General features: G+C 61.1%; 15 protein-coding genes. 8 read left to right on the top strand and 7 right to left on the bottom strand.

The features are described 5' to 3' along the window. Positions 1–92 precede the first annotated feature (92 nt). A complete protein-coding gene (locus ASTEX_RS06105) occupies positions 93–1,115 on the top strand; it encodes a cupin-like domain-containing protein (protein WP_013478737.1) in 1,023 nt (340 codons plus the stop codon). Here ASTEX_RS06105 and ASTEX_RS06100 read toward each other — a convergent pair. After that, a complete protein-coding gene (locus ASTEX_RS06100) occupies positions 1,105–2,118 on the bottom strand; it encodes an Ldh family oxidoreductase (RefSeq protein ID WP_013478736.1) in 1,014 nt (337 codons plus the stop codon). The two genes, ASTEX_RS06105 and ASTEX_RS06100, sit on opposite strands and share 11 nt — an antisense overlap. A gap of 4 nt (positions 2,119–2,122) precedes the next feature. Beyond that, positions 2,123–4,465, bottom strand: a complete 2,343-nt coding sequence (locus ASTEX_RS06095; protein ID WP_013478735.1) for a S9 family peptidase — start codon at positions 4,463–4,465, stop codon at positions 2,123–2,125. A 411-nt stretch (positions 4,466–4,876) separates the two neighbouring features. Here ASTEX_RS06095 and ASTEX_RS06090 point away from each other — a divergent pair, with 411 nt between their 5' ends. The 7 genes from ASTEX_RS06090 (at position 4,877) to hfaB (ASTEX_RS06060) (ending at position 16,981) form a co-directional block, all read left to right on the top strand. After that, complete coding sequence (locus tag ASTEX_RS06090; protein WP_013478734.1) at positions 4,877–7,780, top strand: TonB-dependent receptor; 2,904 nt, start codon at positions 4,877–4,879, stop codon at positions 7,778–7,780. An 88-nt stretch (positions 7,781–7,868) separates the two neighbouring features. Further along, the gene (galA, locus tag ASTEX_RS06085) at positions 7,869–10,349 is read left to right on the top strand and encodes a beta-galactosidase GalA (RefSeq protein ID WP_013478733.1); all 2,481 of its coding nucleotides are present in this window, start codon (positions 7,869–7,871) and stop codon (positions 10,347–10,349) included. Positions 10,350–10,525: 176 nt separating this feature from the next. After that, a complete protein-coding gene (locus ASTEX_RS06080) occupies positions 10,526–13,675 on the top strand; it encodes a glycoside hydrolase family 2 TIM barrel-domain containing protein (protein ID WP_144004619.1) in 3,150 nt (1,049 codons plus the stop codon). A gap of 386 nt (positions 13,676–14,061) precedes the next feature. After that, positions 14,062–14,667, top strand: coding sequence for a hypothetical protein (locus ASTEX_RS06075; protein ID WP_013478731.1), 606 nt, complete (start codon positions 14,062–14,064; stop codon positions 14,665–14,667). Between the two features lie 61 nt (positions 14,668–14,728). After that, positions 14,729–15,151: a holdfast anchoring protein HfaA gene (gene hfaA / locus ASTEX_RS06070; protein ID WP_013478730.1), complete on the top strand. Its 423-nt coding sequence runs from the start codon at positions 14,729–14,731 to the stop codon at positions 15,149–15,151. A gap of 37 nt (positions 15,152–15,188) precedes the next feature. Continuing rightward, positions 15,189–16,034, top strand: coding sequence for a holdfast anchoring protein HfaB (hfaB, locus tag ASTEX_RS06065; RefSeq protein WP_013478729.1), 846 nt, complete (start codon positions 15,189–15,191; stop codon positions 16,032–16,034). Next, positions 16,031–16,981: a holdfast anchoring protein HfaB gene (gene hfaB / locus ASTEX_RS06060; RefSeq protein WP_013478728.1), complete on the top strand. Its 951-nt coding sequence runs from the start codon at positions 16,031–16,033 to the stop codon at positions 16,979–16,981. Before hfaB (ASTEX_RS06065) ends, hfaB (ASTEX_RS06060) begins: the two co-directional genes overlap by 4 nt. Here the strand turns inward: hfaB (ASTEX_RS06060) and ASTEX_RS06055 are convergent. Genes ASTEX_RS06055 through ASTEX_RS06035 form a run of 5 tightly spaced genes read right to left on the bottom strand, consistent with a single transcriptional unit; the run spans position 16,967 to position 25,725 of the window. After that, positions 16,967–18,259, bottom strand: coding sequence for an MFS transporter (locus ASTEX_RS06055; protein WP_013478727.1), 1,293 nt, complete (start codon positions 18,257–18,259; stop codon positions 16,967–16,969). The genes hfaB (ASTEX_RS06060) and ASTEX_RS06055 overlap by 15 nt on opposite strands. Then, positions 18,260–20,536 carry a glycoside hydrolase family 3 N-terminal domain-containing protein gene (locus ASTEX_RS06050; protein ID WP_013478726.1) on the bottom strand — a complete coding sequence of 759 codons (2,277 nt, stop codon included), beginning with the start codon at positions 20,534–20,536 and terminating at the stop codon, positions 18,260–18,262. It lies immediately after the preceding gene. Positions 20,537–20,567: 31 nt separating this feature from the next. Continuing rightward, the gene (locus tag ASTEX_RS06045; protein ID WP_013478725.1) at positions 20,568–21,299 is read right to left on the bottom strand and encodes a carboxylesterase family protein; all 732 of its coding nucleotides are present in this window, start codon (positions 21,297–21,299) and stop codon (positions 20,568–20,570) included. Beyond that, complete coding sequence (locus ASTEX_RS06040) at positions 21,296–24,304, bottom strand: discoidin domain-containing protein (protein WP_013478724.1); 3,009 nt, start codon at positions 24,302–24,304, stop codon at positions 21,296–21,298. The genes ASTEX_RS06045 and ASTEX_RS06040 overlap by 4 nt, the downstream gene beginning before the upstream one ends. Further along, on the bottom strand, positions 24,304–25,725 hold the full coding sequence (locus ASTEX_RS06035; RefSeq protein WP_013478723.1) for a glucoamylase family protein: 1,422 nt from the start codon (positions 25,723–25,725) through the stop codon (positions 24,304–24,306). Before ASTEX_RS06035 ends, ASTEX_RS06040 begins: the two co-directional genes overlap by 1 nt. Positions 25,726–25,744 lie beyond the last annotated feature (19 nt).

Genomic DNA, 25,744 nt, shown 5'->3' with positions numbered 1-25,744 from the left:
ATTATATTTTATACGATTTTGTCACATAAAGTATACGGTGGACACGGTGCGGCTTTTTTGCCAGCCTATTGAGCCACCTTGCAAGAAGCCCTATGTCTGAACCGCCGTCCCCCCTGCCCGTTTATAACCGCCCGGATCAAGCCACGTTCGACGACCTTGTCCGCCCGGCGCGTTACCCCGCCGTCCTAAAAGGCGTCGTTGCGGACTGGCCTGCCGTACATTTCGGCCTGACGTCGGATGAGGCGCTGGCCGACTATCTGCTGAGGCACGACAATGGGGCCCCGGCCGGGGTCTATGTCGCGCCGCCACAGGCCAGAGGCACGTTTTTCTACGGCTTTGACACCCACGTCATGAATTTCAGCCACGGCCCAGCGACGATGGCAGAGGTTCTCGCGCGCCTGCTAGATGAGCGCGGTAAAGCTGACCCACTGGCCATCAGCCTGCAATCGACGCCTGTAGAGCCCCAGATGCCGGGCTTTGGTGCCGAGAACCGGCTTGGCCTTCTTCCCAATGTCATCCCGCGTATCTGGATCGGCAATGCCGTGGTGACGCGCACCCATTACGATCTGAACGACAATATCGCCTGCGTCGTGGCCGGGCGGCGACGCTTCAGCCTGTTCCCGCCGCAGCAGTTAGCCAACCTCTATCCCGGCCCCTATGAGCGCACCATCGGCGGCGTGCCCGTCAGCATGGTCGATATCGACCGCCCGGACCTCAACCGCTACCCGCGCTATGCCGAGGCACAGGCCGTGCGCGTCGATATAGACCTAGAGGCCGGGGATGCACTCTATATTCCCTACGGCTGGTGGCATCAGGTGCGCTCACTGTCGCCGTTTAATGTGCTTGTCAACTACTGGTGGGACGCGGCGGTTGCGCCCGACGCCGCGCCATCTGACGCCTTTTTGTACGCCCTGCTGGCCATACGCGATCTGCCTGAGCACGAACGCGGCGTCTGGCGCAACCTGTTCGGGCACTATGTGTTTGGCGAGAGTGGCGACCCGGTAGCGCACCTTAGCCCGCGCGACAAGGGCCTGTACGGCCCGCTGGACGCCGCCATGAGACGCAGGCTGAAGCGCCAGTTGCAAAAAGCCCTCGAGGACAAACCTAATCCGTAAGGGCGCGAATATCCTGATAAAGTTTAGACGGGATGGTCACGCGGCCTGACGCATGGGTCTGTTTACGCGCCTCATAACGGCGTTGCGAAGCTAAGCGCGCGCCTTGCCCCACAATGGCGTCAAACAGGGCCTCGGCCCGGCCGGAATGGTGGGAGTAAGACCCTCCCATAAAGGTTTCCGGGTCGATGGCTAGCAGCAGTTCGCCGTGATAGGGTGTTGCCCCCTGCCCCGCATCATAGGCGTAGGATTCCAGACTGAGGAAATCCCCGATCAACGGCCCGGCCATCAGCTCGATCATCGCCGACAGGGCAGAGCCCTTATGCCCGCCGAAGGGCAGCATGGCCCCGGCCATGGCGGCCTCGGCATCGGTCGTAGGCTGGCCGTCGCTATCCAGCGCCCAGCCTTCGGGGATAGGCTTGCCCGCCCGGCGGTGCAGTTCGATTTCACCGCGCGCCACGGCACTGGTGGCGAAGTCGAACACAAACGGCTCGCCCTGCGGACGCGGCCAGGCAAAGGCCAACGGATTGGTCCCGAACACACCTTTGGTGCCGCCGTGCGGCGCGACCCACGCGTGGCTGGGCGTCATGGCCAGCCCCACCAGACCCTCGGCGGCAATGGCTTCGACCTCCGGCCACAGGGCCGAAAAATGGTAGCAATGATTGATGGCAAGAGCCGCAACCCCTTGCGTTCGAGCCTTTTGCGCCAGAAGCGGCAGGCCGCGCGCCAGAGCCAGCAGGGAATAGGCCCCCCGTGCATCAGCCCGCACCAGCCCCGGTGCCGCATCGCTGATCAGCGGTTCGGCGTTCGACACCTTACCCGCCCGGCGCGTCGCCACGCAGACCAACAGACGGTAAAGCCCGTGCGAGTGGCATTCGTCGCGCTGCCCGGCCAGAATGGTCGCGGTGATCACCTCGGCATGGGCCTCGGAGAAGCCGTTGCCGATAAGGGTGCGCAGGCTAAGCGCGCGGGCGTCGTCGAGGGTTAGGCTTACGTTATCGGTCATCTTGTCACTTTGGTTTCGGCAGGGTGTCGGGTTGCGCATTCCATTGCGGCGTCGCTTCTCCTTGCAGATGGCGGATGAAGAAGTCGTACTGACGCCGCAGGCCGTAATTGACGTCGCCTGCGTTGCGCAAGGCGCCGTGGCCTTCGTTCGGCACCACGATCAGGTCGAAGTCTTTGCGCGATTTGATCAGGGCATTGACCACCTGAAGCGTCGAGGCCGGATCGACATTCATGTCCAGTTCGCCGACGACCAGCAGCACCTCGCCCTTCAGTTTATGAGCATTTTCAACCCCCGAAGCGCGGGCGTAGCTGGCGTCAACCGGCCAGCCCATCCACGCCTCGTTCCAGCCGATCTTGTCCATGCGGTTGTCGAAGCAGCCGGCATAGGCCACGCCGGCCTTGTAGAACTCGGGATATTCCTCAAGGGCGCTCAGCGTGTTTTGCCCGCCCGCTGAGCCGCCATAGATGCCGACGCGGCTGATGTCGTAAGACCCGTATTTGGCCGCCACCGCCTTATGCCAGGCGATGCGATCGGGGAAACCGGCGTCCTGAACATTCTTCCACGCCACATCATGGAAGGCCTTGGAACGGTTCTGCGTGCCCATGCCGTCGATCTGCACGACAATAAAGCCCATATTGGCCAAAGACTGCATACCGATCACCTTGTCGCCGCTGGAGTGCGGGCCGAAGGGCCAGAAGGTCTTGGGCACAAAGGACGAATGCGGCCCCGCATAGATGTTTTCAATGACCGGGTATTTTTTGTTCGGATCGAAATCGGTCGGGCGCACGATAACGCCCCAGATATCGGTCTGGCCATCGCGCCCCTTGGCCGTGAACACTTCTGGCGGTTTAAAGCCCGCTGCCGTCAGGCGTGAAATGTCGCCGCTCTCGACAGTGGCGACGAGGCTGCGGTCCGCTACCCGACGCAGCTCCATCACATTCGGCAGGTCCACCCGCGAATAGGTGTCGGTATAATACTGCATGTCGGAAGAGAAGCTGACGTCGTGCCAGGCCGCGGCCGTGGTCAGCGGCGTCAGATTCCTGCCGTCGAAATCAATGCGATAATAGTGCTGGAAGTACGGGTCTTCACCCTTACGCATGCCGTTGGCGGCAAAATAGATCTGACGCGCCTTGTCATCGACCTTCAGCACCTGACGCACTACATATTCGCCTTTTGTGATCTGCGTCTTCACCTTGCCGGTGGTGGCATCATACAGATAGAGATGGTTCCAGCCGTCGCGTTCGGACATCCAGATCAGTTCGCGCCCTTCGCCCCCCACATCGTAGCTGTAGCGCCGGCTGTAGGTATTGATGAAGGTGTCCGAGCGGTCCTCGGCCACAACCCGCGCCTGCCCCGTCGCGGCATCGGCCTCAATCAGACGGTAGAGCCGGTGGCCGCGCTGATCGTAGGCAAAGCGTACCCCCCGGCTGTCCTTACGCCAACTCAGAGCGTTCGTTGTCATCGGATTGGGGAAGAGATCGGTGGGAATCTCTATCCGGCGGCGCTTCGCCACGTCGAACAGCACGGGACGATCGATGTCGATGGCGTCGCCGGGCTTCGGGTAAAGCTGCACATCGACCTTCGGCTGCACCTGATCGGAGGGTGAAGAGATGACCCGCACCACTTCGCGGCGGAAGCCCGGCTGCACGCGAAAGGCGACGATCTTTTGCGAGTCCGGCGACCACTGGATTGACTCCGGATCGTAGAACAGCCCCTGTGTGCCGTCTATTGACAGGCGCATGATCTCACCCCCGACTTTACGGCGGATCACAAGGTTGAAATCCTGGACAAAGGCCAGCCACTGACCATCCGGCGACGGCTTCGGTGTATTATCGGCGGGCGATTTGAGATCACGCACCACGCCTGAAAAGCCGCGATCCTGCCGCCGGTCCACGTTTTTTTCGCACGCATAGGCCAGAAGATCGCAAGACCACATCGCCTCGTCCCAGCGGATGGCGACCTTTTGGCCGCCATCGCTGAACTGCGTCATCGAAAAGGGCGGCGTGAACGGCAGGGTCAGGCCCGTCAAGTGTGTACCGGCCGCGGCGTTAAAGGCTGCCGCCAGACGGTCGTGGTCAAAGGCCACCTGCTTTTGTCCTGTTGCCGCATCCATGCGGACGAATTGAAAGCCGCCTGCGACCGACTTGCGGTAGACGAAGCTTTGCGCACCCTCGATCCACTGTGCGGGCTCGGCAATATCGCGCGTCAGACCCGACCACGCGTCGCGCAGGCCGATGGCCTTTTCATAGTCGACCACCTCAGGCGCGGCCCATGCCGGCGCCCCCCCCGCCAGCGGCACGAGCAGCAGCATGGAAGTTATGAACGCCGTTATCTTGTTCTTCATCATCTCTGCTCTCGCCTATCTGCAGAGACGGTCTTGACCGCGACGCGCCACATTTCAAGGGTCTGCGCCATCGCCGTAACCGGTAGCATGGGGACACCACCTAGGAGGCCCAAGGCAATGAGGGTTGGAAGCCGAACGGCGTGTATCACCCTAACCCGTCCTCTGCATGGAATTGAATCCTAATGACTCATTGTTGTATACGATATACAAATAAGTCAACTCACCTCGGGCTTATTTCGGTCCGGGCGGTCGTGAATATGACAGGCCATGAGATAAAAATATCAAATGAAGCGGCGGAAAGCGTTTCGGGCTTCATCTTGGATAACAGGAGGGGTGACTGCCGCCAAACCGGCACACCCGATAAAAAGCAACCGCAGTCCCACTCCAAGGCGCGGTCCTACGGGAAACACCATAATGATCCAGTTGTCCGGTGCCTCACGAGCCGCCCTGATCGCCGCGCTTAGCGTCAGTGCCGCCTACAGCGCACCCGCCTTTGCCCAAACCAAGGCCTTCGCCATCCCGGCGCAACCCGCCGCCAAGGGCGTGCAGGCCTTTGCCCAACAATCCGGTCTTCAGTTACTGGCCAGCGCCGATGACCTTAATGGTCTGCGCACCAACGCTGTCGAAGGCACCCTGCCCGTCGATAAGGCCCTTGCTCAGTTGATAAGCGGCACCGGCCTCAGCCTCAAATCGAACGATGGCCGCGCCGCCGTGCTGGTGCGCGCCTCTGCCACCAGCATTGAGCGTACCGCTGACACCGCACAGGCCGAAGCCCCCGCCGATGTGCCGGAAGAGGTGACGGTCGTCGGTATCCGCAAGTCACTGCGTGACGCCATCGATCAGAAACGCTCCAGCTCTGGTGTGGCCGAATTTATCTCGGCAAAGGAAATCGGCGTCCTGCCCGATGTCACCATCGCCGAGTCTTTGGCGCGCCTGCCGGGTGTGACCACCTCGCGCGACCGCGGCAATGACAGCCAGGCCTCGATCCGCGGCATTGGTCCGCGCATGGTGCTGGGCACGGTTAATGGCCGCGAGGTGGCCACCTCCGAGCCCGATCGCAATGTCCGCTGGGAAATCTATCCCTCGGAAGTGGTCGCCGGGGCCGCCGTTTATAAGTCCTCCGAAGCCCGCCTCCTTTCGGGCGGCATCTCGGGCACCGTTGATCTGCAAACCATCCGTCCCCTTTCCTATTCTGGTCCGGAATTCGTCGTCCGAGCTGGTGGCGTCTATTATGACGGCGGCAAGGCCTTTCCGGGCTATGACGGCCTTGGCTGGCGCGCCTCTGGCTCTTGGGTAAAAAAGGTCAATGACCAGTTCGCCTTCGTTATAGGCCTGACGGGTCAGAACCAGAAGAACGGCTATGAGAGCTTCCGAGGCTGGGGCTTCAACGACGACTCGATCCGCGCCGGCAACTCGACCGGTCCGGTCATCGCGGGCGGCCCCAAGGTGCCAACACCATGGGGCGCGGGTGCAGAAGCCAAGTTCCTTGATGCTGACCGCTATTCGGCGTCGTTTGGCGCGCAGTACCGCCCGAACGCGCAGTTTGAGCTGACCTACGACCTGCTCTATTCAAAGTATAAGATTCAGGAAGACCAGAACCAGACATGGTACGGTGAAAACAACTGGGGCAACTGGGCCGGTGGCAATACGGGCAGCTTTAGCAATCCGGTCATCGTCAATGGCGATCTGGTCGGGGCGACGACCGCGTGGTCGCGCCTGATGCCCGTCGTGGCGCGTTATGCCGAAGACAAATCGCTACTGGTCACGGGTCTGAACGGCAAGTGGTCGAGCGAGTTGTGGACCGTCACCGCCGACCTCTCCTATTCGAATGCCGAGCGTGAAAACACTTGGCGCGCCATCAAGACGGAATATTATCCGTCCAGCATGACGTGGTTGCTTAGCGAAGACCCGTCCATCACCGTTACGCAACAGCCAGAGACCGCCACCCTGTCCACCGTGGCCGGGACCAATGATGTGGGTAAGGTCAAGGACGAACTGACGTCGGGACAGGTCGATTTCCGCCGCGAATTCGGTGGTGACTTCTGGACGTCGCTACAGTTCGGCGCCCGCTATGCAGACCGCACCAAATCGGAAGCCACCGGCTATACGCAGGCCGCAGGTCCGGTTACAGCTAGCGTCAACGCTTCGACCCTGACGGCCTACAAGCTGGAAAATTTCAACGTTCCGGCCATGCTGAAGGGGGATTTCGACGCTCTGCGCACTCAGGTCTATGGTCCCAACGCCTTTAGCCTGTCGCCTGATCAGATCGCCTACAATTCCGAAGTCTCGGAAAAGGTCGGCGAAGCTTATGTGCAGGGTAACTTCGCCTCGACCTTCATCGAGGCCCCGGTCACGGGTAATGTCGGCCTGAGGGTCGTCAATGTCGATAGCCAGTCCTCAGGTGACTCGCGCACCAGCGTCTGGGTCGAAGCCACCCCCGGCAACTGGGTCGAGCGTGTGACCCTGACCCCCACCACGGGCGGCGTCAGCTACACCAAGGTCCTGCCCTCCGCCTCGGTTAAGGTGCAGGTGATCGACAACGGCTTCCTGAAGCTCGGTCTGGCCCGCGTTATGTCGCGCGCCCCGCTGAATGAGCTGAAGGCCAATCGCGCCATCTCAACCTCAGCCCCCTATACGGGCTCGGCTGGCAACCCCTATCTGAAGCCGTTTGAAGCCGATCAGATCGACGTCTCTTATGAATATTACTTCCGTCCGGATTCGCTGTTCGCGGTGGCGGGCTATTACAAAAACGTCAAGAACTATGTCGGCTATAACCAGCGCAGCGAAACGATCAACGGCAATGTCTATACCCTGACCTCGCCGATCAATTCGAGCAAGGGCGGCTTCATTTCCGGCGTCGAGTTCACCTTCCAGACGCCGTTCGACACCTTCCTACCGAACGTATCGTGGATGGACCGCTTCGGCATCTATTCCAACCTGGCTCTAGTCAATTCCAACATTAAGGAATTCGTCCCGGCAGGCAATCCGCTGCCGATGAACGGCGTGGCCGACACTACGGCCATCCTTGATCTTTGGTATTCGGACAAAAAGTTCGAAGCGCGTCTGGGCGCAAAGTACCATTCGGAATACACCGCCATCCTCGGCTGGGATTCGACCAATCTGGTGCGCGTGATGCCGGAAACGACGCTCGACTTTTCAGCCGGGTATAATGTCAACTCCAGCGTCTCGCTGCGCTTCCAGGCGGGCAACCTGCTGGATACGCCGATGAAGGTATACACGGACTATAAGTCAAACCGCGTCGGCGACATGTCCTATTATGGACGTCGCTTCCTCTTCGATCTTACCTACAAATTCTAATCGATTTCAGAGGATTAAGAGGCCGGGTTTTCGCTTGAAAGCCCGGCCTTTTTATTTGTAAGATAATTACAAACCAGAGGAAACCGTCATGACCGATCTCAACCGTCGCCGCCTCCTACAAACCGCCGCCGTCACCGGGGCGGCCCTGACGGTACCGCACGCCGTTGCGGCACCGAAGACGAATGAACCCGTCATCGATTTTTTCCCGCAGGACGACCTCGGCCCGCGTGAACGCCTGTCGCTCGATCTCGACTGGCGCTTCACCTTTGGCCACGCCAGCGATATTAGCCGCGATTTCGACTATGGTCTGGCGCTACGTACCCATGCCAAGCAAGGCGCGCGCGTCGCCACCTGCGTTGGCGCGGAGTTTGACGATTCCAACTGGCAAAAGATTGACGTGCCGCACGACTGGGCTGTCGCCCTGCCCTTTGCACAAGGCATCAAAGGCCCCATCGCCAATGGCGAGGATGAGCCCGACATGCTGGCGGCGCATGGCTATAAACCCATCGGACGCGACTTCCCCGAAACCTCTATCGGCTGGTATCGCCGCGTGGTGCCCGTCTCCCCTGCGGATAAGGGCAAGCGTCTGTGGATCGAGTTCGACGGTGTGTTCCGCAACGCGCTAATCATCTTCAACGGCTTTATCCTGAAACGGCATGAGAGCGGCTACACCTCGTTTCAGGTCGATATCACCGACTTCGTCAATACGGACGACAAGCCCAATATCCTGACCGTGCGCGTCGATGCGACCGAAGGTGAAGGCTGGTTCTACGAAGGCGCGGGTATCCACCGCCATGTCTGGCTGGTGAAGACGAGTGCCGTGCATATCCCGCAATGGGGCGTCTGCGTGCGCGGAAATACCGACGGCACGGTCGAGATTGAAACCACGGTGCGCAATGCCTCCACTCAGTCGCGCAACGTCAAACTCACCTCGGCCATCGGTGGCAAGGCGGCGCACGACGGAGCAACGGTTGAGGTCGCGGCGGGCGAGTCTACCACTGTTCGTCAGACGCTGAAACTGGGCGATCCCCTTCTGTGGTCCGTAGACACACCGCACCTTTATCGACTGGAAACAACCGTCGATGCGGGTAACAGCGCTCAGGACAGGGTGGTGACCTATTTCGGTCTGCGCGATATCCGCTTCGACGCTGAAAAAGGCTTCCTGCTCAATGAGAAGCCGGTCAAACTTAAAGGAACCAACAACCATCAGGACCATGCCGGGGTCGGTGCCGCCATCCCCGATGCCCTGCAAGTCTGGCGGTTGCAGCAACTGAAAGACATGGGCTCCAACGCCTTTCGCTGCTCGCACAATCCGCCGACGCCCGAAGTGCTGATGGCCTGCGACCGGCTGGGCATCCTCGTCATCGACGAAACGCGCAAGATGTCGTCGTCCGAAGACGGCCTCTATCAACTTGAGGCCATGATCCGCCGCGACCGCAACCATCCGTCGGTCATCGCCTGGTCGATCTGCAACGAAGAACCGCTGCAGGGCACCGATCGCGGCATTGAAGTCGCCAAAACCATGAAGGCTCTGTGCAAGCGCCTTGACCCCACCCGTCCGGTGACGGCGGCGCTCGACAATTCCTACGGCAAGGGCATCACCTCGGTCGTCGATGTGCTGGGCTTCAACTATCGCCATCACCTGATGGAAAAGTTCCACGCCGACTATCCAAGCATTCCTATCTATGGCTCGGAAACCGGATCTACCGTTTCGACACGCGGCGAGTACGTCAATGACCCGGACCGCTCGGTGCTGCGGGCCTATGATACCGAGCATCCATGGTGGGCCTCGACCGCCGAAGCCTACTGGCCTCTGTTCGATGAGAAGGCCTTTATCGCGGGCGGCTTTATATGGACGGGCTTTGATTATCGCGGCGAGCCGACGCCCTATAACCGCTGGCCGGCCATCTCGTCACAATTCGGCATTCTGGACACCTGCGGCTTCCCGAAGGACAATGCCTTCTATTACCGCGCTTGGTGGAGAAATGAGCCGCTTTTGCACCTGTTCCCGCACTGGAACTGGGAAGGCAAGGAAGGGCAAAACATACCCGTCTGGGTGCATTCGAATCTCGATGCTGTCGAACTGTTCGTTAATGGCAAGTCACAAGGCAAGAAGACCGTCGTCAAAAATCGGCACCTCGAATGGGATGTGGCTTATCAGCCGGGCCAGATTCAGGCCTTTGGTTATAAGGGCAACAAGGTCGTCATGAAGGCTGTGCGCGAAACCGCCGGGCCCGCGACTAAGCTCGTTCTGACGGCGGACCGCACCGCGCTCAAAGCCGATGGCCGCGATGTGGCTATCTTTAAGGTCGAAGCCTTTGACGCCAAGGGGCGCCCGGTGCCCAAGGCCGACAATCTGGTGACCTTCTCCCTGTCCGGCGGCGGAGCTGTGATCGGCGTCGGCAACGGTAATCCGGCCAGTCATGAGGCCGATAAGGCCTCTGAGCGCAAGCTGTTCAACGGTCTGGCGCAGGCCATTGTGCAATCCGGCCGTTCGGGCGCGCGCATCACAGTGACGGCCTCAGCGGAGGGTTTGAAGCCTTCGAGCGTGACCCTGATCACCGCTTAGCGGACGCTCACTTGCCTGACCACTCCCCTTCACCATCTGAGACTGATCGAACAATGAAAGACTGAAATGGGCTCTTAAACGCCCTTTTTACCCTCCGGCCGCACTTTTTGCTGGCCACGTCGTGAGCGTGACGCCATATTTTATCAGACAAATAAACAGACGAAGAAGGGTAAGAGATGTCTGGATCGCTCAGGAAGATGGTAATGGGCTCGGTGGCGGCGGGGGTGATGATGCTCGCCGCAGCGCCCGTACTGGCGCAAACCGCGCCCGTGGCGGAATGGGAGCAGCCTGAGGTGGTGGCGGTGAACCGCGAGCCGATGAAGGCGACCTTCTTCAATTTCGAGAGCCGTGATCTTGCGCTGAAGGGCGACAAATCGGCCTCAACGCGCTTTTTGTCGCTGGATGGCACCTGGGATTTCAAATTCTCCAAAGGTGTCGATAATCGCCCGAAAGATTTCTACAAAGCCGGCGCGAACCTGAGCGGCTGGGATAAGATTCAGGTCCCCGGCATGATTCAGGCGCAGGGCGACGGCAAGTTCGGCCTGCCGGAATTCTTCAATATCAAATATCCCTTCCCGGCGAATGAGCCCTTCATCCCGCACGATATGATCGAGGTGGGCTCGTACAAGCGTAGCTTCGAGGTGGCCGCGGATTGGACCGGTCAGGATGTGTTTTTGCATATCGGCGCGGCGGGTGCGGCCTATTACATCTGGGTCAATGGCGAGAAGGTCGGCTATTCGGAAGATTCTAAGCTGCCGTCCGAATTCAATGTGACGAAGTTCCTCAAGTCTGGTCACAATGAGATCGCACTGGAAATCTACCGGTATGCCGATGGTTCTTACCTTGAGGATCAGGACTTCTGGCGGCTGTCGGGGATTGAGCGCTCGGTCTATCTTTATGCGGAGCCCAAAACGCGCCTGCGCGATTTCACGGTGCGCGCCACCCTCGACAAGACCTATACAGACGGCGTCTTTGCGCTGGAGGCCGAACTGGCGGGTCAGAAAGGTGCGGCCACAGTGACTGCCACCGTCTATGACGGCGAGACGCAGGTGCTGAAAACCACGAGCAAGGCCAGTGTCGGCAAGCCCGCGCAACTGAGCGGCACACTCAAGGGCGTCAAGGCGTGGACGGCGGAGACGCCCAACCTTTACCGGCTGGTGATCGAGCTCACCGACGCCAAGGGCAATCTGATCTCGGCCACCGCGAAGAAGATCGGCTTCCGCACGGTGGAAATCCGCAATGGCGAGGTCCAGGTCAATGGCAAGCGCATCCTGATCAAAGGCGTCAACCGCCACGAGCACGACCCGAAGACCTACCGCGTCATGACGCCGGAGCTAATGCGCAAGGATGTCGAGCTGATGAAGCAGGCCAATGTCAATGCGCTGCGCACCTCGCACTATCCCAACGACCCGTATCTCTACGACCTCGCTGACGAATATGGCCTCTATATCATGGACGAGGCCAATATCGAGAGCCATGAATATATGGACACCGCCGACAGGAAGGCGGCGCAGGCCAACGACCCGAAAATCCGCGAGCAGATCCAGCTGGGTTACAAGCCGCACTGGGCCAATGCTCACCTCGACCGCATTTCTCGCATGGTTGAACGCGACAAGAACCACCCGTCGATCATCTTCTGGTCGCTCGGCAATGAGGCAGGCACCGGGCCAAACTTTGAAAATGCGGCCAGGTGGATTCGCCAGAACGATCCGACGCGCCTGATCTCCTACTTGGGCCATGGCACCCTGTACGGCGATCATCAGCCCAACCCCTATGTCGATATTTACGCGCCGATGTACGACGATATCGACCGCATCAACGACTATGCCGAAGACCCGCGCTACGCCCAGCCGCTGATCCAGTGCGAATACGCCCACGCCATGGGCAACAGCCTCGGCAATCTTGAAGATTACTGGGTCGCCATCCGCGCCAAAAAGAAGCTGCAAGGCGGCTTCGTCTGGGACTTCATTGATCAGTTCGTGGACGGCACGGACTCCAAAGGCCGTCACTACTGGGCCTCAGGCTTCGATGTGAACCCGCAACGTGGCGACAATTCGGTGGTGGGTGACGGGTTGGTGCAGGCTGACCGTACCCCGGACCCGGAATATTACGAGCTTCAGAAGGTCTATTCGCCGGTCACCTTCGAAGGCGCACCGCAGTCGGGTAAGGTCACGGTCATCAACCGTCACAATTTCCGTGACCTGTCGGGCTTTGACTTTACATGGACCTTGCTGAAGGACGGCGTGGTCGCCGATCGCGGCACGCTGGGCGGTGTCAATGCCGCCCCTGACTCGTCCTCCGACGTGGCCCTGTCCCTGCCGGCCCTGCCGCAGGACGGTGCGGAATACATCGTGACGCTGGCCGCCATCGCCAAGAACGACAGCATCCGCGGCGTGCCGGCGCATTCGACGGTCGGCTGGAGCCAGTTTGTGCTGCGCCCGGCTTCGGCCGCGGCGGAGGCTACGGCCTTCGTCAAACCACAGCAGGAGGGCAAGGCCATCACCCTCAGCGCCGCCGGGCGCACGCTGAGCATCGACGCCGATACGGGCCTGATCGCGCTGGACAGCGACGGCAAGACCCTGCTCAAAGGCGGCACACCCAACTTCTGGCGCGGCCTGACCGACAATGACGAAGGTGCCAATGTGGCGCGTAACCACGGCATCTGGAAAAGCCTGACCGAAAACCGCCGCGTGCGCGACCTGAAGGTCGAGGCTGACCGCGTACAGGTGCTGTTCGTGCACGGCCCCGGTCAGGTGAAGGTCACCGTCACCTACCGCCTGCGCACCAACGGCAAGGTCATGGTCACCACCGACTTCGACCCAATCAAGGATGATCTGCCCGATCCGCTGCGCGTTGGTCTGCGCTTTGACACCGATCCGTCTCTGGCCAATCTCGAATGGTACGGACGCGGACCGCAGGAATCGTACGTTGATCGTCAGACCGGTTACGCCATCGGTCGTTATAAGGGCACGGTGGCCGAGCAGTTCCACGACTATGCCCGCCCGCAGGAAACGGGCAACAAGACCGAGGTGCGCTGGATCGCCGTCTCCGATGCTTCAGGTAAGGGCGTGAAGGTGACCGGGGCCCAGCCCCTGAGCGCCAATGCCCTCGCCTTCCCCTATGAAGACCTCTATGCCCGCCCGCGCGGGGAATGGCGTGCCGCTGACGTCACGCCGCGTGGTGACGGGACGCTGCTGATCGACCTGGCCCAGATCGGTGTCGGCGGCGATACCGGATGGTCGCAGGAGGCGCGCTCGCTGGTCAAGTACCGCATCCCGCTGAAGCCCCAGACCTACAGCTTCACCATCGAGACGACGGTGCCTTAAAAGGGATAGACGCAGGGGCCGCAAGGCCCCTGCACCCCCGATTTATGTGGCATGGAGCCATTATAAAGTTACCGCAGGCGTACCGCTCTGACACACGGAGCACTCGCCTTTCCCCCAAGGAGCGAAACGATATTTTCTCAAATAAATACATGTATTAACTCGATACACTCTAAGGTTATCGCGACCTTAAGAAACATGATTTTCAATTTATTAATAATTGCAAACTCAGGTTAACTCACTTTTTATTAAATATTAATTTCCCCTGAACGAGAATGTTTTAATTTTTTATTTACTAACATTAAAAATGAAAGATTAACTGCGTTTATTGGCCTGTCTATTGCTGATCTTCTGTGGCCCGCTTGGGGGCAAATACACAGGAGACTCAGATGAAGTACCTTTCTCTAATCGCCGTCGCCGGTCTGGTTCTGGCCGGTTCGGCTCAGGCGCAAACCGCCTCGAATAATCAGAACAACTCGTCCAACATCAAGGCGCAACTGAACGCCAAGATCGACAATGTCACCAGTGACGTGTCGGCGACCGCTGCGGCTATCGGCAACAGCTTCACCGCCGAAGGGTCGAGCCTGAACGGCTTGAACAACTATCAGCGCTTCTTCGGGGACGCGACCTCCAACCTTTCGACGACCATCACCAATGTGACGGGCGATGTCAGCGCCACTTCGGCCGCCATTGCCAATACGGCGACGGTGAAAGCCGACTGGTCGGGCGCCGTGTCAAACACCCAGTACGTCAATTACGACCCGTCGGCGGTGCTGAACGCCACGGTCTATAATGTGGACAAGTCGGTCAGCGCCACGGCGGCCGCCATCAGCAACTCGGCCACCTTCACCACCGACTTCAGCAGCCTGAACTCGACTCAGGTCAATACGGCTGCGGTCAATGCCTACGCCAACACGACCATCGCGGGCGTGGCAGGCAAGGTGGACGCTACGGCGGCGGCCATCGGAAACACCCTGACTGTCAAGGGTTTCTGATGATCCGGAAGGGAGCCTGCCGCGCAGGCGGGCTCCTCTTTTCCGTTATGGAGCAATAGACATGCGGACAACCGTCCTTCTTACCGGTCTCGTCTTCACCGGCCCATTACTGGCCCTGCCCGCCGTCGCGCAGACCTCAGACCTGCGGGCGCTGGAAAACGGCTATGGGAATGGCCGACGGCTGGAAAACCAGCCCTTCACCCCCACCACGCGCGATGCCAATGGCAACCGCCTGATCGTCAACGGCATCATCCAGTACGACGACGCCAATAGCCGCTACAGCCAGTCGAGTTCCAACGGCGGCAGCCTTCTGTCGAACAATAATCTTCCGACGACGCAAGGGACGGCCACGGCCACGGCGATAGGCAACCTGTTGGCGGTCACGGTCAGCGGCAGCCACAACACGGTCATTCTCAACAGCCGTCAGTACAATTCCGGTAACGTCTCCGCCGTGCTCAACGGTCGCAAAACAACCGGTGAATAACACCTCCCCGCTTTCACCCCTTCCCGGATACGCGCAGATGCCCCCCACCCTTCGCCTCTTCTTCGCCCTGAGTTGTTCCGCAGGCGCGCTCACGCCGGGTCTGGCCGTCGCCACGCCTCCACAGGCGGAAGTGACGCTCAATGAAACGCCGGTGACGCCCGCTTTGCGCTGCCTCGCCCGCCGCCCGTCTCTGAACGGCCTGCCGCGACTGGCCGTCGGGCGCATTGGCGACCTGACGGGCAAGATCGATTTCGATACAGGCGCCAAGATCACACAAGGTGCGTCGTTGTTTGCCGTCAGTGCCCTCGGCTATGCCGGGGTCCCAGTGGTCGAGCGCCTCGACAATTCTGTGGCCGAGATCGAACTGAACTATGCGCGGCAAAAGCTGCTGTCGGATACGCCGGAGCGCGCCGGGCAAAGCGGCGACAATTTCCGCCCGATTCTAGCCGGGCAAATCGCCGGTTCGCGCTATTACATTGTGGGCGGCATTACCGAACTGAACTACAATATCCGCTCTGACGGCTACGACGCGGCCATCGGCTCCCAGGCCCTGCCCGGTGCGCAGGGTCAGATCAGCGGCCGCACCTATGTGCTCAATGTCGCCGTCGATCTGCGGCTGGTCAACACCCAGACCCAGCAGGTGGTCGATACCGTCACCTTTCAGAAGCAAGTGATCGGCGTCACAAATGACCGTCGCCTCACGGGCGGCAGCGAGGATATCGGCCTGCTGCTGCAAGGCGGCAACAGCCGTCAGGAGCCGCTGCAAATGTCGGTGCGCGAACTGGTCGAACGCTCGGTCTATCACTTGATCGCGCCGCTCTGGACCGCCACTGACGCCCGCGCCTGCCTCAGCGGGTCCGGTCTGAAAGCGGTGCAGCCATGAGACGTCTGGTCTTTTGCCTGCCCCTGCTGCTTTCGGCCTGCGCCAGCGTCACCGCCGATCCGCAGACCGGCCTCTATGCCAAGCCTGTGGGCAATGCCCCCGCGACAGCCAATCTGACGCCCTACAGCGCCGATCTGACCTGTCTTCAGCAGGCGGCGCTGGTCACGCACAAGCCACTGCCGCGCGTGGCGGTGAGCCGCATCGACGATCTGACGGGCAAGCGCGACTTTTATACGGGGGCCAATATCACGCAGGGCATCGCCCTTTTCGCCCAGTCGGCCCTGTCGCGCGCCGGCCTGCCTCAGGTCGAGCGCGGTGATCGCGACATCTCAGACTATGAACTGAAGGCCGCTATGGATCACGTCCTGTCCGACACGCCGGATCAGGCAGGCAACGATCCGGACAATTTCCGCAAGGTCTATGCCGGGCAGATCGCCGGGTCCGACTACTACATTTCCGGCGGCCTGACGGAGCTGAATTACAATATCCGCTCGGACGGGGTCGATCTGCGCGCCGGGGGCACTGGCAGCGATGATCCGGCGGGCAGCTTCGTGTCGCGGCGGTTTGTGATGAATATCGCGCTCGATCTGCGCCTGATCGACACGCGCTCGCAGGAGATCAAACGCGTCACCGCCTATCAGAAGCAGATTGTGGGGCATGAGGTAAAGCCCGGCCTATTCACCCTGCTCGACGGGACCATGCTCGACCTGTCGGGCGGGTTCAGCGAAATGGAGCCTATCCAGTTGGGTGTGCGCACCCTGGTTGAACGCAGCGTCTATGACTTTGCCGTCGTACTCTACGGCATGGACCCATCGGTGTGCCGCAATGGGGGCGTGGCGACCACGCAAAATCCGGACAGTCCTAACGCCATCGAACCCCGCCCGCCCTATCAGGGGCCCTATCTGGACCACCGCCGCTGGAGGCGGGCAGCCTCAGACGGACGATGATTTCGCCCGCACATCCCCTAACATCAGCACCAGACACAAAACAAACCCCAGAGCGGGGGTGAGCAGCATCAGTAGCCGCAGATCGCTAAGGGTTGCTGCACTTTGGGCGACATGGGGCTCATAGCCGGCCTGACTTAAGCCCCAACCGAACAGGCCCGCGCCCAGCCCCATCGAAATCTTCGAGATCATGCCCGCGACGCCGAAGACGAAGCCATCGGCGCGCACCCTTAGCGTCTGCTCGCCATAGTCCACTGTGTCGGGCAGCAGCGACCAGAAGGCGAAAAACAGACCCAAGGAGCCACTATGGACGCAGACCAGACAGGCGATAACGCCCAAAGGACCGGCGGCGGTGCTGATTGCCCACAGCGCCCCCAACCCACTCAGGCCCACACCGCAGGCCGCGATCCACACCCCGCGCCGTCCGATGCGTCGCGCCAGAAGCGTCCATAGCGGAATAACCACAAGACCGGCCATGCCCATCACTGCCAGGGCCAGCGCGCCGCTGCGGTCATCGTGTAGCTGGTATTTGAAGTAATAAAGGACGGACTTGGTGAGGACCGTCCCTGAGACGGCAAAAGCCAACGCCCCAAAATTGAGCCGCCAGAAGGCACGATTGCGCAACAGGCTGCTGATCAGGGCCGTCAGCGCCGGCGGTGGCGCGCTCGTCTGCAGCTCAGGCTCGCGCGTCACCGAAAACACCAGTGGAAACAGGGCGGTGGCGACGATGGCAAAAGCAACAGCCGTCAGGAAATAGCCCCCCTGCCCGGAAGCCGGGGTGATCAGCGACACAAGAACCGCCGCCAAGGCTCCGAAAAACATGCGAAAACCCGACAACTGCGCACGGCGGTCCGGGTCGCCAGTGATACGCCCCGACAGGGCCGCATAGGGCACATTGACCAGCGCATAGAAGGTACGAAAAACCAGATGTGTGCCCAGAAGACAGAGGGTCAGCATCGTGCCTTCCAGCGGCGGGCGATAATAGAGCCCACAAAAACTGAGCCCCAGCAGCGGCCCACCGAACAGCAGATAGGGGCGATAGGCCCCAAATCGCGTGCGCGTCTTGTCCGCTGCCGCCCCGATCAGCGGGTCGATCAGCCCATCCCATACCGAGGCAATCAGATAGATCAAACCCGCCGTCGCGGGCGACAGGCCGACCACTTCGGTATAGTAGAACAACAGAAACAGGCTGAGGCTTTGCCAGTAGAGGTTACAGGCAAAATCCCCCAACCCGTAAACCGCGGCCCCGCCTAAGCCTATTTCGCCGCTTTTTCGTGTCATTTAGGCTTTCAGCACGAAGTCAGCCGGGGTGCCGCCGACCGCGGAGGGGGCAATCCATACCTTAAACGCTCCCGGCTCCGCCGCCGGTTTCAGATCGGGGTGCACGAAGGCCAGATCGGCGCGGCTGAGGGTAAATTCCACCCGCTTGCGTTCCCCGCCCTTCAGGCTGAGGCGCTTGAAGCCCTTGAGCTGTCGGATGGGCTGGACGAGGCTCGCCACCTTATCGTGGATGTAGAGTTGCACCACCTCATCGGCATCGCGCGCGCCTGTATTAGTGATTTCGGCGCTGACCGTCAGGGTGGCGTCCCAACCCAGTTCCGTAGCGCTGACCGTCGTGGGGCCGTATTCAATCGTTGAATAGGTCAGGCCGTAGCCGAACGGATAGAGCGCCTCATTGGTGACTTCGCGGTAGCGGGTCTTATAGGCCATGTCCTTCGGATCGAGTTGCGGGCGACCCGTTATGCGGTGATTGTAATAGTAGGGCTGCTGACCCGATGTCTGTGGGAAGCTGACCGGCAGTCGGCCAGAGGGGGCGTATTCGCCGAACAGGATATCGGCAATGGCGTTGCCGGTTTCTGACCCCAGGAACCACGTCGCGAGTATGGCGTCGGCTTCACGCGCCGCGCCGGTGAGCGCCAGCGCCCGCCCGTGACGCAGCAGCAGAACAGTGGGCTTACCCGTCGCCTTGACCGCTTCGATCAGCGCCAGTTGCGGCGCGGGCAACGAGATGTCGGTCCGCGCCTGCGCTTCTCCGGACATGTTCTCCGCCTCGCCCATGGCCAGCACCACGATATCAGAGGCTTTTGCCGCCGCAACGGCGGCGTCTATGCCGCCCGGAATGGCCGCTTCGAAATCCACACCCTTGACCACGGTGATTGCCGCCGGGTCTGTCACCACAGCGCGCAGACCTTCCTCAATAGTGACACCCCTGGCGCGGTCCGGGAAGACCGACCATGGCCCCGGCAGGTTATGACGATCCGCACCCAACGGTCCGACAAGGGCGATCTTTTGTCCCGTCTTGGCCAGAGGCAGGAGGTTACCTTCGTTGCGCAGCAGCACGATCGAGCGGCGACCCGCTTCGCGCGACAGGGCAACAACCTCAGCGCTGCGCACATCAGCCTTTTCACGTTTGGCGTCCATCGAACGGTACGGATTGTCGAACAGGCCCAGCGCCTTCTTGACGCTCAGGACGCGGCGCACCGCCTCATCTAGTACCGCCTGAGGTACCTCGCCATCCTTCACAAGCGATGGCAGGTGTTTGAAATAAAGCCCGGATTGCATGGACATATCGCACCCGGCCATAATAGCCTTTTTGGTCGCATCACGCCCATCAGCGGCATAGCCGTGCAGGATCAGTTCTTCTTCGGAGGTGTAGTCGGACACAACCAACCCTCTGAAGCCCCACTGTTCGCGCAGGATTTCGGTCAGCAGGTGGCGGTTGGCCGTGGCAGGCACGCCGGAAATGTCGTTGAAGCTCGACATCACCGACAGGCAGCCAGCGTCCAGTCCGGCCTTGAACGGCGGGAGGTGGGTTTCCCACAGGGTAGTTTCGGGAATATCGACGGTAGCGTATTCCATACCGCCTTGTACCGCGCCATAAGCGGCAAAGTGTTTGAGGCAGGCCAGCATATTGCGTCCGTCCTTCAGATCATTGCCCTGAAAACCCTTGACGCGGGCGACGGCCAAGACATTGCCGAGATAGGTGTCTTCGCCCGCGCCTTCGACGACGCGGCCCCAGCGCTGATCGCGGGCAATGTCCACCATCGGGGCAAAGGTCCAGTGCAGGCCGACGGCGGTCGCCTCAATCGCCGCAGCGCGCGCTGTGCGGTAGGCCAGATCGGCGTCCCATGCCGCCGCTTCGCCCAGCGGCACCGGGAAGGTCGTGCGCAGGCCGTGGATAATGTCGGCCGCGAAAATCAGCGGGATCTTGTGCGGCGATTCCTCGACCGCCACTTTTTGCAGTTCACGCGCCCCGGCGACCCCGATTCCATTGAACAGGCCGGTGATTTCACCGCGACGGATGCGCGCCTTCACCTCGTCCTTCGTCTGGGCCACAGCGGCCGGATTGACATTGCCGAAGTCCGGTCGCGTCAGGTCGGCATAGAGGCTGAGCTGACCGGCTTTTTCTTCGAGCGAAAGCGACGCAATCAACTTTTCGATAAAGGGGTCCAGCGAGGCCACCGCTCTGGCGAGGCCCGGCGCGACGACGGGGAGGAAGGCGGCCGTGGCGACGGCGCCCCTGAGGAAGAACCGGCGTGAGGGCGTGAAAGCGGTCATGGGTTATCCTTGGTATCTGCGGGGGAAAGATTCAACGTTTATGTTTGAGCAGCCACGCATAGAGGCTGGGAGTGGTATAGGCAGCGTCCCAGGCATTGTGATTGCCGTCGGGATAGAGGGTATAGTTGACCTCACCGCCACAGGCGCGCACGGCATCGGCAAACTGATCTTCGGGTTGATAAAGGACGATGTCGTCCTTTGCGCCATGGAACGCCCATACCGGCACGTCTTTCAGGGCGCATGCCCCGTCACGATACAGCGAATCTCCGGACACCGGTGCAATGGCGGCGAAGCGTCGCGGATAGGCAATGGCCCAACTCCAGGTGCCCCGCCCACCACGCGACAGACCGGTCAGGTAGAGACGGCTGTGGTCGGCGGGCAGACCTTTCAGGGCCTGCGTTAGCCATTCGTCCAGCGTCGCCGGGCTCCATTCGACCTTCTCGCTCAGTTGCGGCGCCAGAATGATGAAGGGTGCCTTGTCAGGGTTGGCGCGGCTGTAGGCCCACGGGCCGTGCACGGTGGTCAGTTTGACATCGGTGCCGATCTCACCCGTCCCGTGTAGAAAGACCAAAACCGGGGCCTTGCCGCTGATGTTCGACGGCAAATACTGCATATAGCCGATTGTACTGCCGTCTTTGAGAGCGAGGGATTTCGGTGTCTCACCGCGCGGCAGGTCCGCCGACGGCAGGCTGGCACAGGCGGTGAGAACAAAGAGGCTAAAGAGCGCGATCAAGGCCTTTGAGGGAACCCGTGTGAAGATCATAGGTCATCTCCCAGAATAATCTCGGCTTTTGCCGTTTTGACAATCGCTTCGCCGTTGTGCAGAGCCATGGGCCGACCATCCACCCGCACGCGGACATCTCGACGCATCAGGGAGGGCACGTCAACCACATAGCCGCCGGGTGGCGCAGTGTCGGAGTCAATATTGATTTTCAAACTCGACCCCACCTTAGTGACCGTCAGCGATAGCGTGCCCCACGGCGTATGCAACCGCTCCAGCCGCGTCTCACCAAGCCCGGCCCATTTGGCGTCAAAGCCGGACAAAAGGACCATCTGCGCCGTCTCAGCCCGCTCATAGGCGAACATGTCGAGCGCCACGCGCAGATAGTCGGATTCAACCCAGCCATGTGGCAGGTCGCCAATAAACAACGGTTGACGATAGGGGACGGTGACCACTTCGCCCCACTGGAACCACGCCTTAGGGGCCTGATCAGCGAAGAACATAGTGAGTGCCTGACGCGCCCGTTCGGGCTGTTTCAGGCGCAAAAACGCCCCGACATTGCGCAGTTCGTAAGGCGTATAGCTGTTGGGCGTCTGGCGGCGCGGCATCAGGGTCTGCGTCCAGTAGCGCTCAAACGTCTGACGCTTCAAAGCCTCAGGGATGTCATCCGTATGCGCGCCGGAGGTCAGGCCCATGGTCGTTGAAGTCGGGTCGAAATCGCCCCGGTCAGCGGCCCCAGCCACGACCTCCTGTCCATAGTGCGCCGCCGTTGCGAGAATCGAGGCTTTCAGATCTCGCGCAAAGGCCTCGCCCTGCGCGGTGAGGCGCGCGGCTTCCGCCGTCTTGCCCAGCGCCTGCGCCGTGACCGCGGCCCCGCGATAGCCTTTCAATGCCCAGAAATTGTCCCAGTAGCTATAGGCCGCCTTATCCGAATAGCCTTCATGGCTGATCGACGGCGGCATCAGGCCGCGATAGCGCGCCTCGGTTTGCGGCGTCAGATTGGCCTGACGCAGGCCTTCCTGATAGGCGATGGCACCGGACACCTGCGGCCAGTAGGGCGCGATCTCTGCGGGCGCAACGCCAAAGCGGATCAGTTCTCCGGCCAGCCAGGGCAGCTGCCCGTTCGAGTCGTTTTCCGGGGTCGGATCGGCGCCGCGGGCATCGACGCAGCACGGCACCTTGCCCGTCTCAAAGCTCATCGGGGCATAGGCCTTGAAATAGGCCAGCGCCTCCTTACGAAGCCCCATACGCAGCAGGCCTTCGGACATCATGGCCCCGTCGCGTATCCACGACCGGTCGTAAGATCGCGCGCCGGGCTTTAGCCAGTCACCATCGAGCAGGATCAATTGATAGGCGAGCGCCAGACGCGCACTGTCGGCAATGGGCGGCGCACCGGCGGGCAGGACAAGTCGGGTATCCCCCAACCGCTGCCGCCAGTCGGCCCTGACGCTTTCGGCTTGGGTTTCGGCCCACTTGGCAACATCCCCCGCGATGGTCGGGCGCACCGTCTGCCCGCCCAACGGAAAGGCCACGATGACACTTTGCGCCTCGCCGGGGGTGAGGTTCAGTTCGTAGCCAATCACGCCGGAGGCTAAACCGTCCGTGTCGGAGGCACTGGCCCCTTGTGGCCCAATGAGGAAACCCGATGCCGTAAAATCCTTGGGCCGAGTCAGCAGCCAAAGCGGCTGATCATCGACACTGACCGTGTCGCCCTCGAGGCTGAGGCGGCGGATCGGCGCATAGCCCCCCGGCCGCGTCAGGAACTGTGCGGGTGGATTGACCTGCATCGGCTGCACGTGCAGCTCCAGCCGCACCGTCTGCGCCGCGTTGGAACGCATCTCATAACGCACCAGCGAATAGGGTGCGTTGCTCTCTCCAAAGGCGAGCGGGGCGATCCGCATCTGAACACCCTCCCCCTGCCATTCGACTGTCGGCAGCGGCAGGCGTTCGGCATCCATGCCCTGCACCAACCTGACCTGCGCCCAGGTCAGGCGCTTGGCGCCGACCTTCAGCACTGGCGTCAGAGACGGGCGTTCCGGCCCCAACTCGACCACCCCGTCTTCGGACAGCAGCGCGGCTCGGGGACCGCCTTGGGCCACGCCCACAACCGTCCAATAAGCCTGCTCCGTTAAGCCGCGCGGATAGTCGCCACGCGGCGCAGTGCGCGCGAGTTCAGTCAGCAGAGCATTCGGCTTAAGCCCTATCTCCAGCGGCAGCAGGGCAGCCTCGTTAAGCTGCCCCTGCCCGTTGACACGGACATAGCGCGCATCGACCTCACCCAAGGCCACATAGTCCGTCCCTCCGTCCGAACCCGCTACGCGGCGCAACTCACGGAAGCGGCGACCGTTATCGGACACAGCCACCGTATAAAGAGCGGGCACCTTGCCCCAGTCGAGTTTCAATCCGCCAAATGCCCGCGCACGCGACAAGTCGAGCGTCACGGACGCTGCCGGGGTACCGGTTCGGGCATCGCCATCTACTACGGCCTTCACATCGGCTTTGAGAGGCGCTGCGGTCTTCGGTTCCGGTGCCTCGGCACGCCAGCGGATCGGCCCGACCTCCAGCCAGCCGGAGGCAGCCCCCTTGGCCGTCTTGACGACCACAACCTCTATGCGTTTCCCGCCCAGGAAGGCACGATCCTTAATCGGCCCCCAGGCGAAGTCGATATGGCGCGGGCGGATGCGCAGCACCGTCCCCTGTGGGGTCGGCACGAAGGCCGGGCGCGTCACCCACCACACATTGTCGCCGGAGGCATCGGTAAACTTGATCTGAAGATCATTGCCCGCCCCCTCGCCTTTTACGGGGATGTCGATGACGAAGTTTTCCGGGGCCGCAAAGTCAAGATCCTGCACGATAAAAGCATAGCCTGCGCCCTTGAACCCGTAGTCTAGTCGGGCTGTTTCACCGCCTCTGGCCTTTGAGGTCACGCCTTCCGAAGCCCCCGCGGTCCACGGCGTTGGCGTGACAAGGGCGTTTTGCGCCGCCACAGCCGTCGCCAGCAACCCGGCGGCCAGTATCAGCACAACGATGGACAGGTGTCCGCGCATCAGGCCACCGCCTCAAACCCGGCCAGCTTCAAGCCACGTTGAAGCGGCGCGCAGCCCTTCATCAGCCGCCAGAACAAGCCTGAGCGCAGGTTCTCTATGCCGCACAGGATCGGCCCCTGGTCAATGCCGATATAGTCGTTGGAGACCCAGCCGGCGCGTTTGGTCTGATGGCCTTCGCGCGACGGATAGTCGGTGACGAAGGTTGGATTGAAACTGTCGAAAAAGCCATATTGGCCATAGATATCCGTGCCGTAGCGCGCCTGCATGGCCTTGGCGGCGGCCAGAGACTCGACCGGCGTAAACATGATCGAGCCCAGTGCTGCCGTCGGCGCAATCGTGCCGTCGTCGAACGGGTGTAGATCGCCTGGCCCGCGCGCCGAATAGCTACGGAATTGCCGCTCCACGCCGTCGAGAGTCAACTTAACATCCGCCGGACCGTCGCAGGCCGTAAAGCCCCAGATGTCCAGACCATAGTCTTTGAACCCCATCGGGTTCTGGATGGCATAGTTGCGCTGCGCCAGCGTGGCGCGGCGGGAATTTTCGAAATAATCCAGACCCTTAGGACGCATATAGGCGTCGGCGATGCCGCGATAATCGATCCAGACGTGGTTGTACTGATGGCCAAACAGGGCGTGGAAACCCAGATGCGGCTCTCCGTGATTAGGGCCAAAGGTCTCATCATAGGTCGAACACCACACCTGATAGGCCTTTGGGTCAATCGGGTGTGTCGGCGAGGCCATAGCCAGCAGATAGACCATCATGCCTTCGTTATAGCCGCGCCATTCGGCCTTAATGAAGCCGTCCTCAGGATGCCAGCCCATGGTCTGCCGCCCCGACGGTCGCATCATAAAGGTCCAGTCGACGCGCTCATAAAGGGCGGTGGACAGGCGGCGAATATCGCGTTCAACTGTGGTATCGCGGTCAAAATACTGACCGGCGCACAGGGCCCCCATCAGCAAAAGCGAGGTGTCGATAGAGGACAGTTCGCAGGTTTTATAGCGCGTACCGTCATCGAAACGCAGGAAGTGATAGAAATAGCCCCGATAGCCCGCCGTGCCGGAGACAGCGTCACCCTGCGGTAGGTTATACAGGAAATTCAGTGTGTTAAAGGTGCGTTCGGCCGCCTGTTCGCGGCGGATATAGCCGGACTCCGCGCCGACAATATAGGCGTTGAAGGCAAAGCCGATGGCCGCCACTGACGAGAAGGTGCGGGTGGGCCAGCGATCCGGCGTCAGGCCGGTCCGGTGATCGGTCACGTCCCAGAAGAACTGAAACGTCCGCCGGTGCAGATCACTCAGCAACGCGTCATACCCCGGTACACCTGAGCGACCCTGCAGAGACGCGCAGGCCCCCAGCGGCAACAGGCTGAGGCCGAAAAGCCCCTGACCAAAGGCGCGGCGGGACGTATGAGACACGGACATCACAGAACTCCCTTCGACA

It is taken from the genome of Asticcacaulis excentricus CB 48, assembly GCF_000175215.2.
Lineage (GTDB): Bacteria > Pseudomonadota > Alphaproteobacteria > Caulobacterales > Caulobacteraceae > Asticcacaulis > Asticcacaulis excentricus.
The sequence above is the reverse complement of the archived record's forward strand: the minus strand, read 5'-3'. Positions and strand labels throughout refer to the sequence as shown.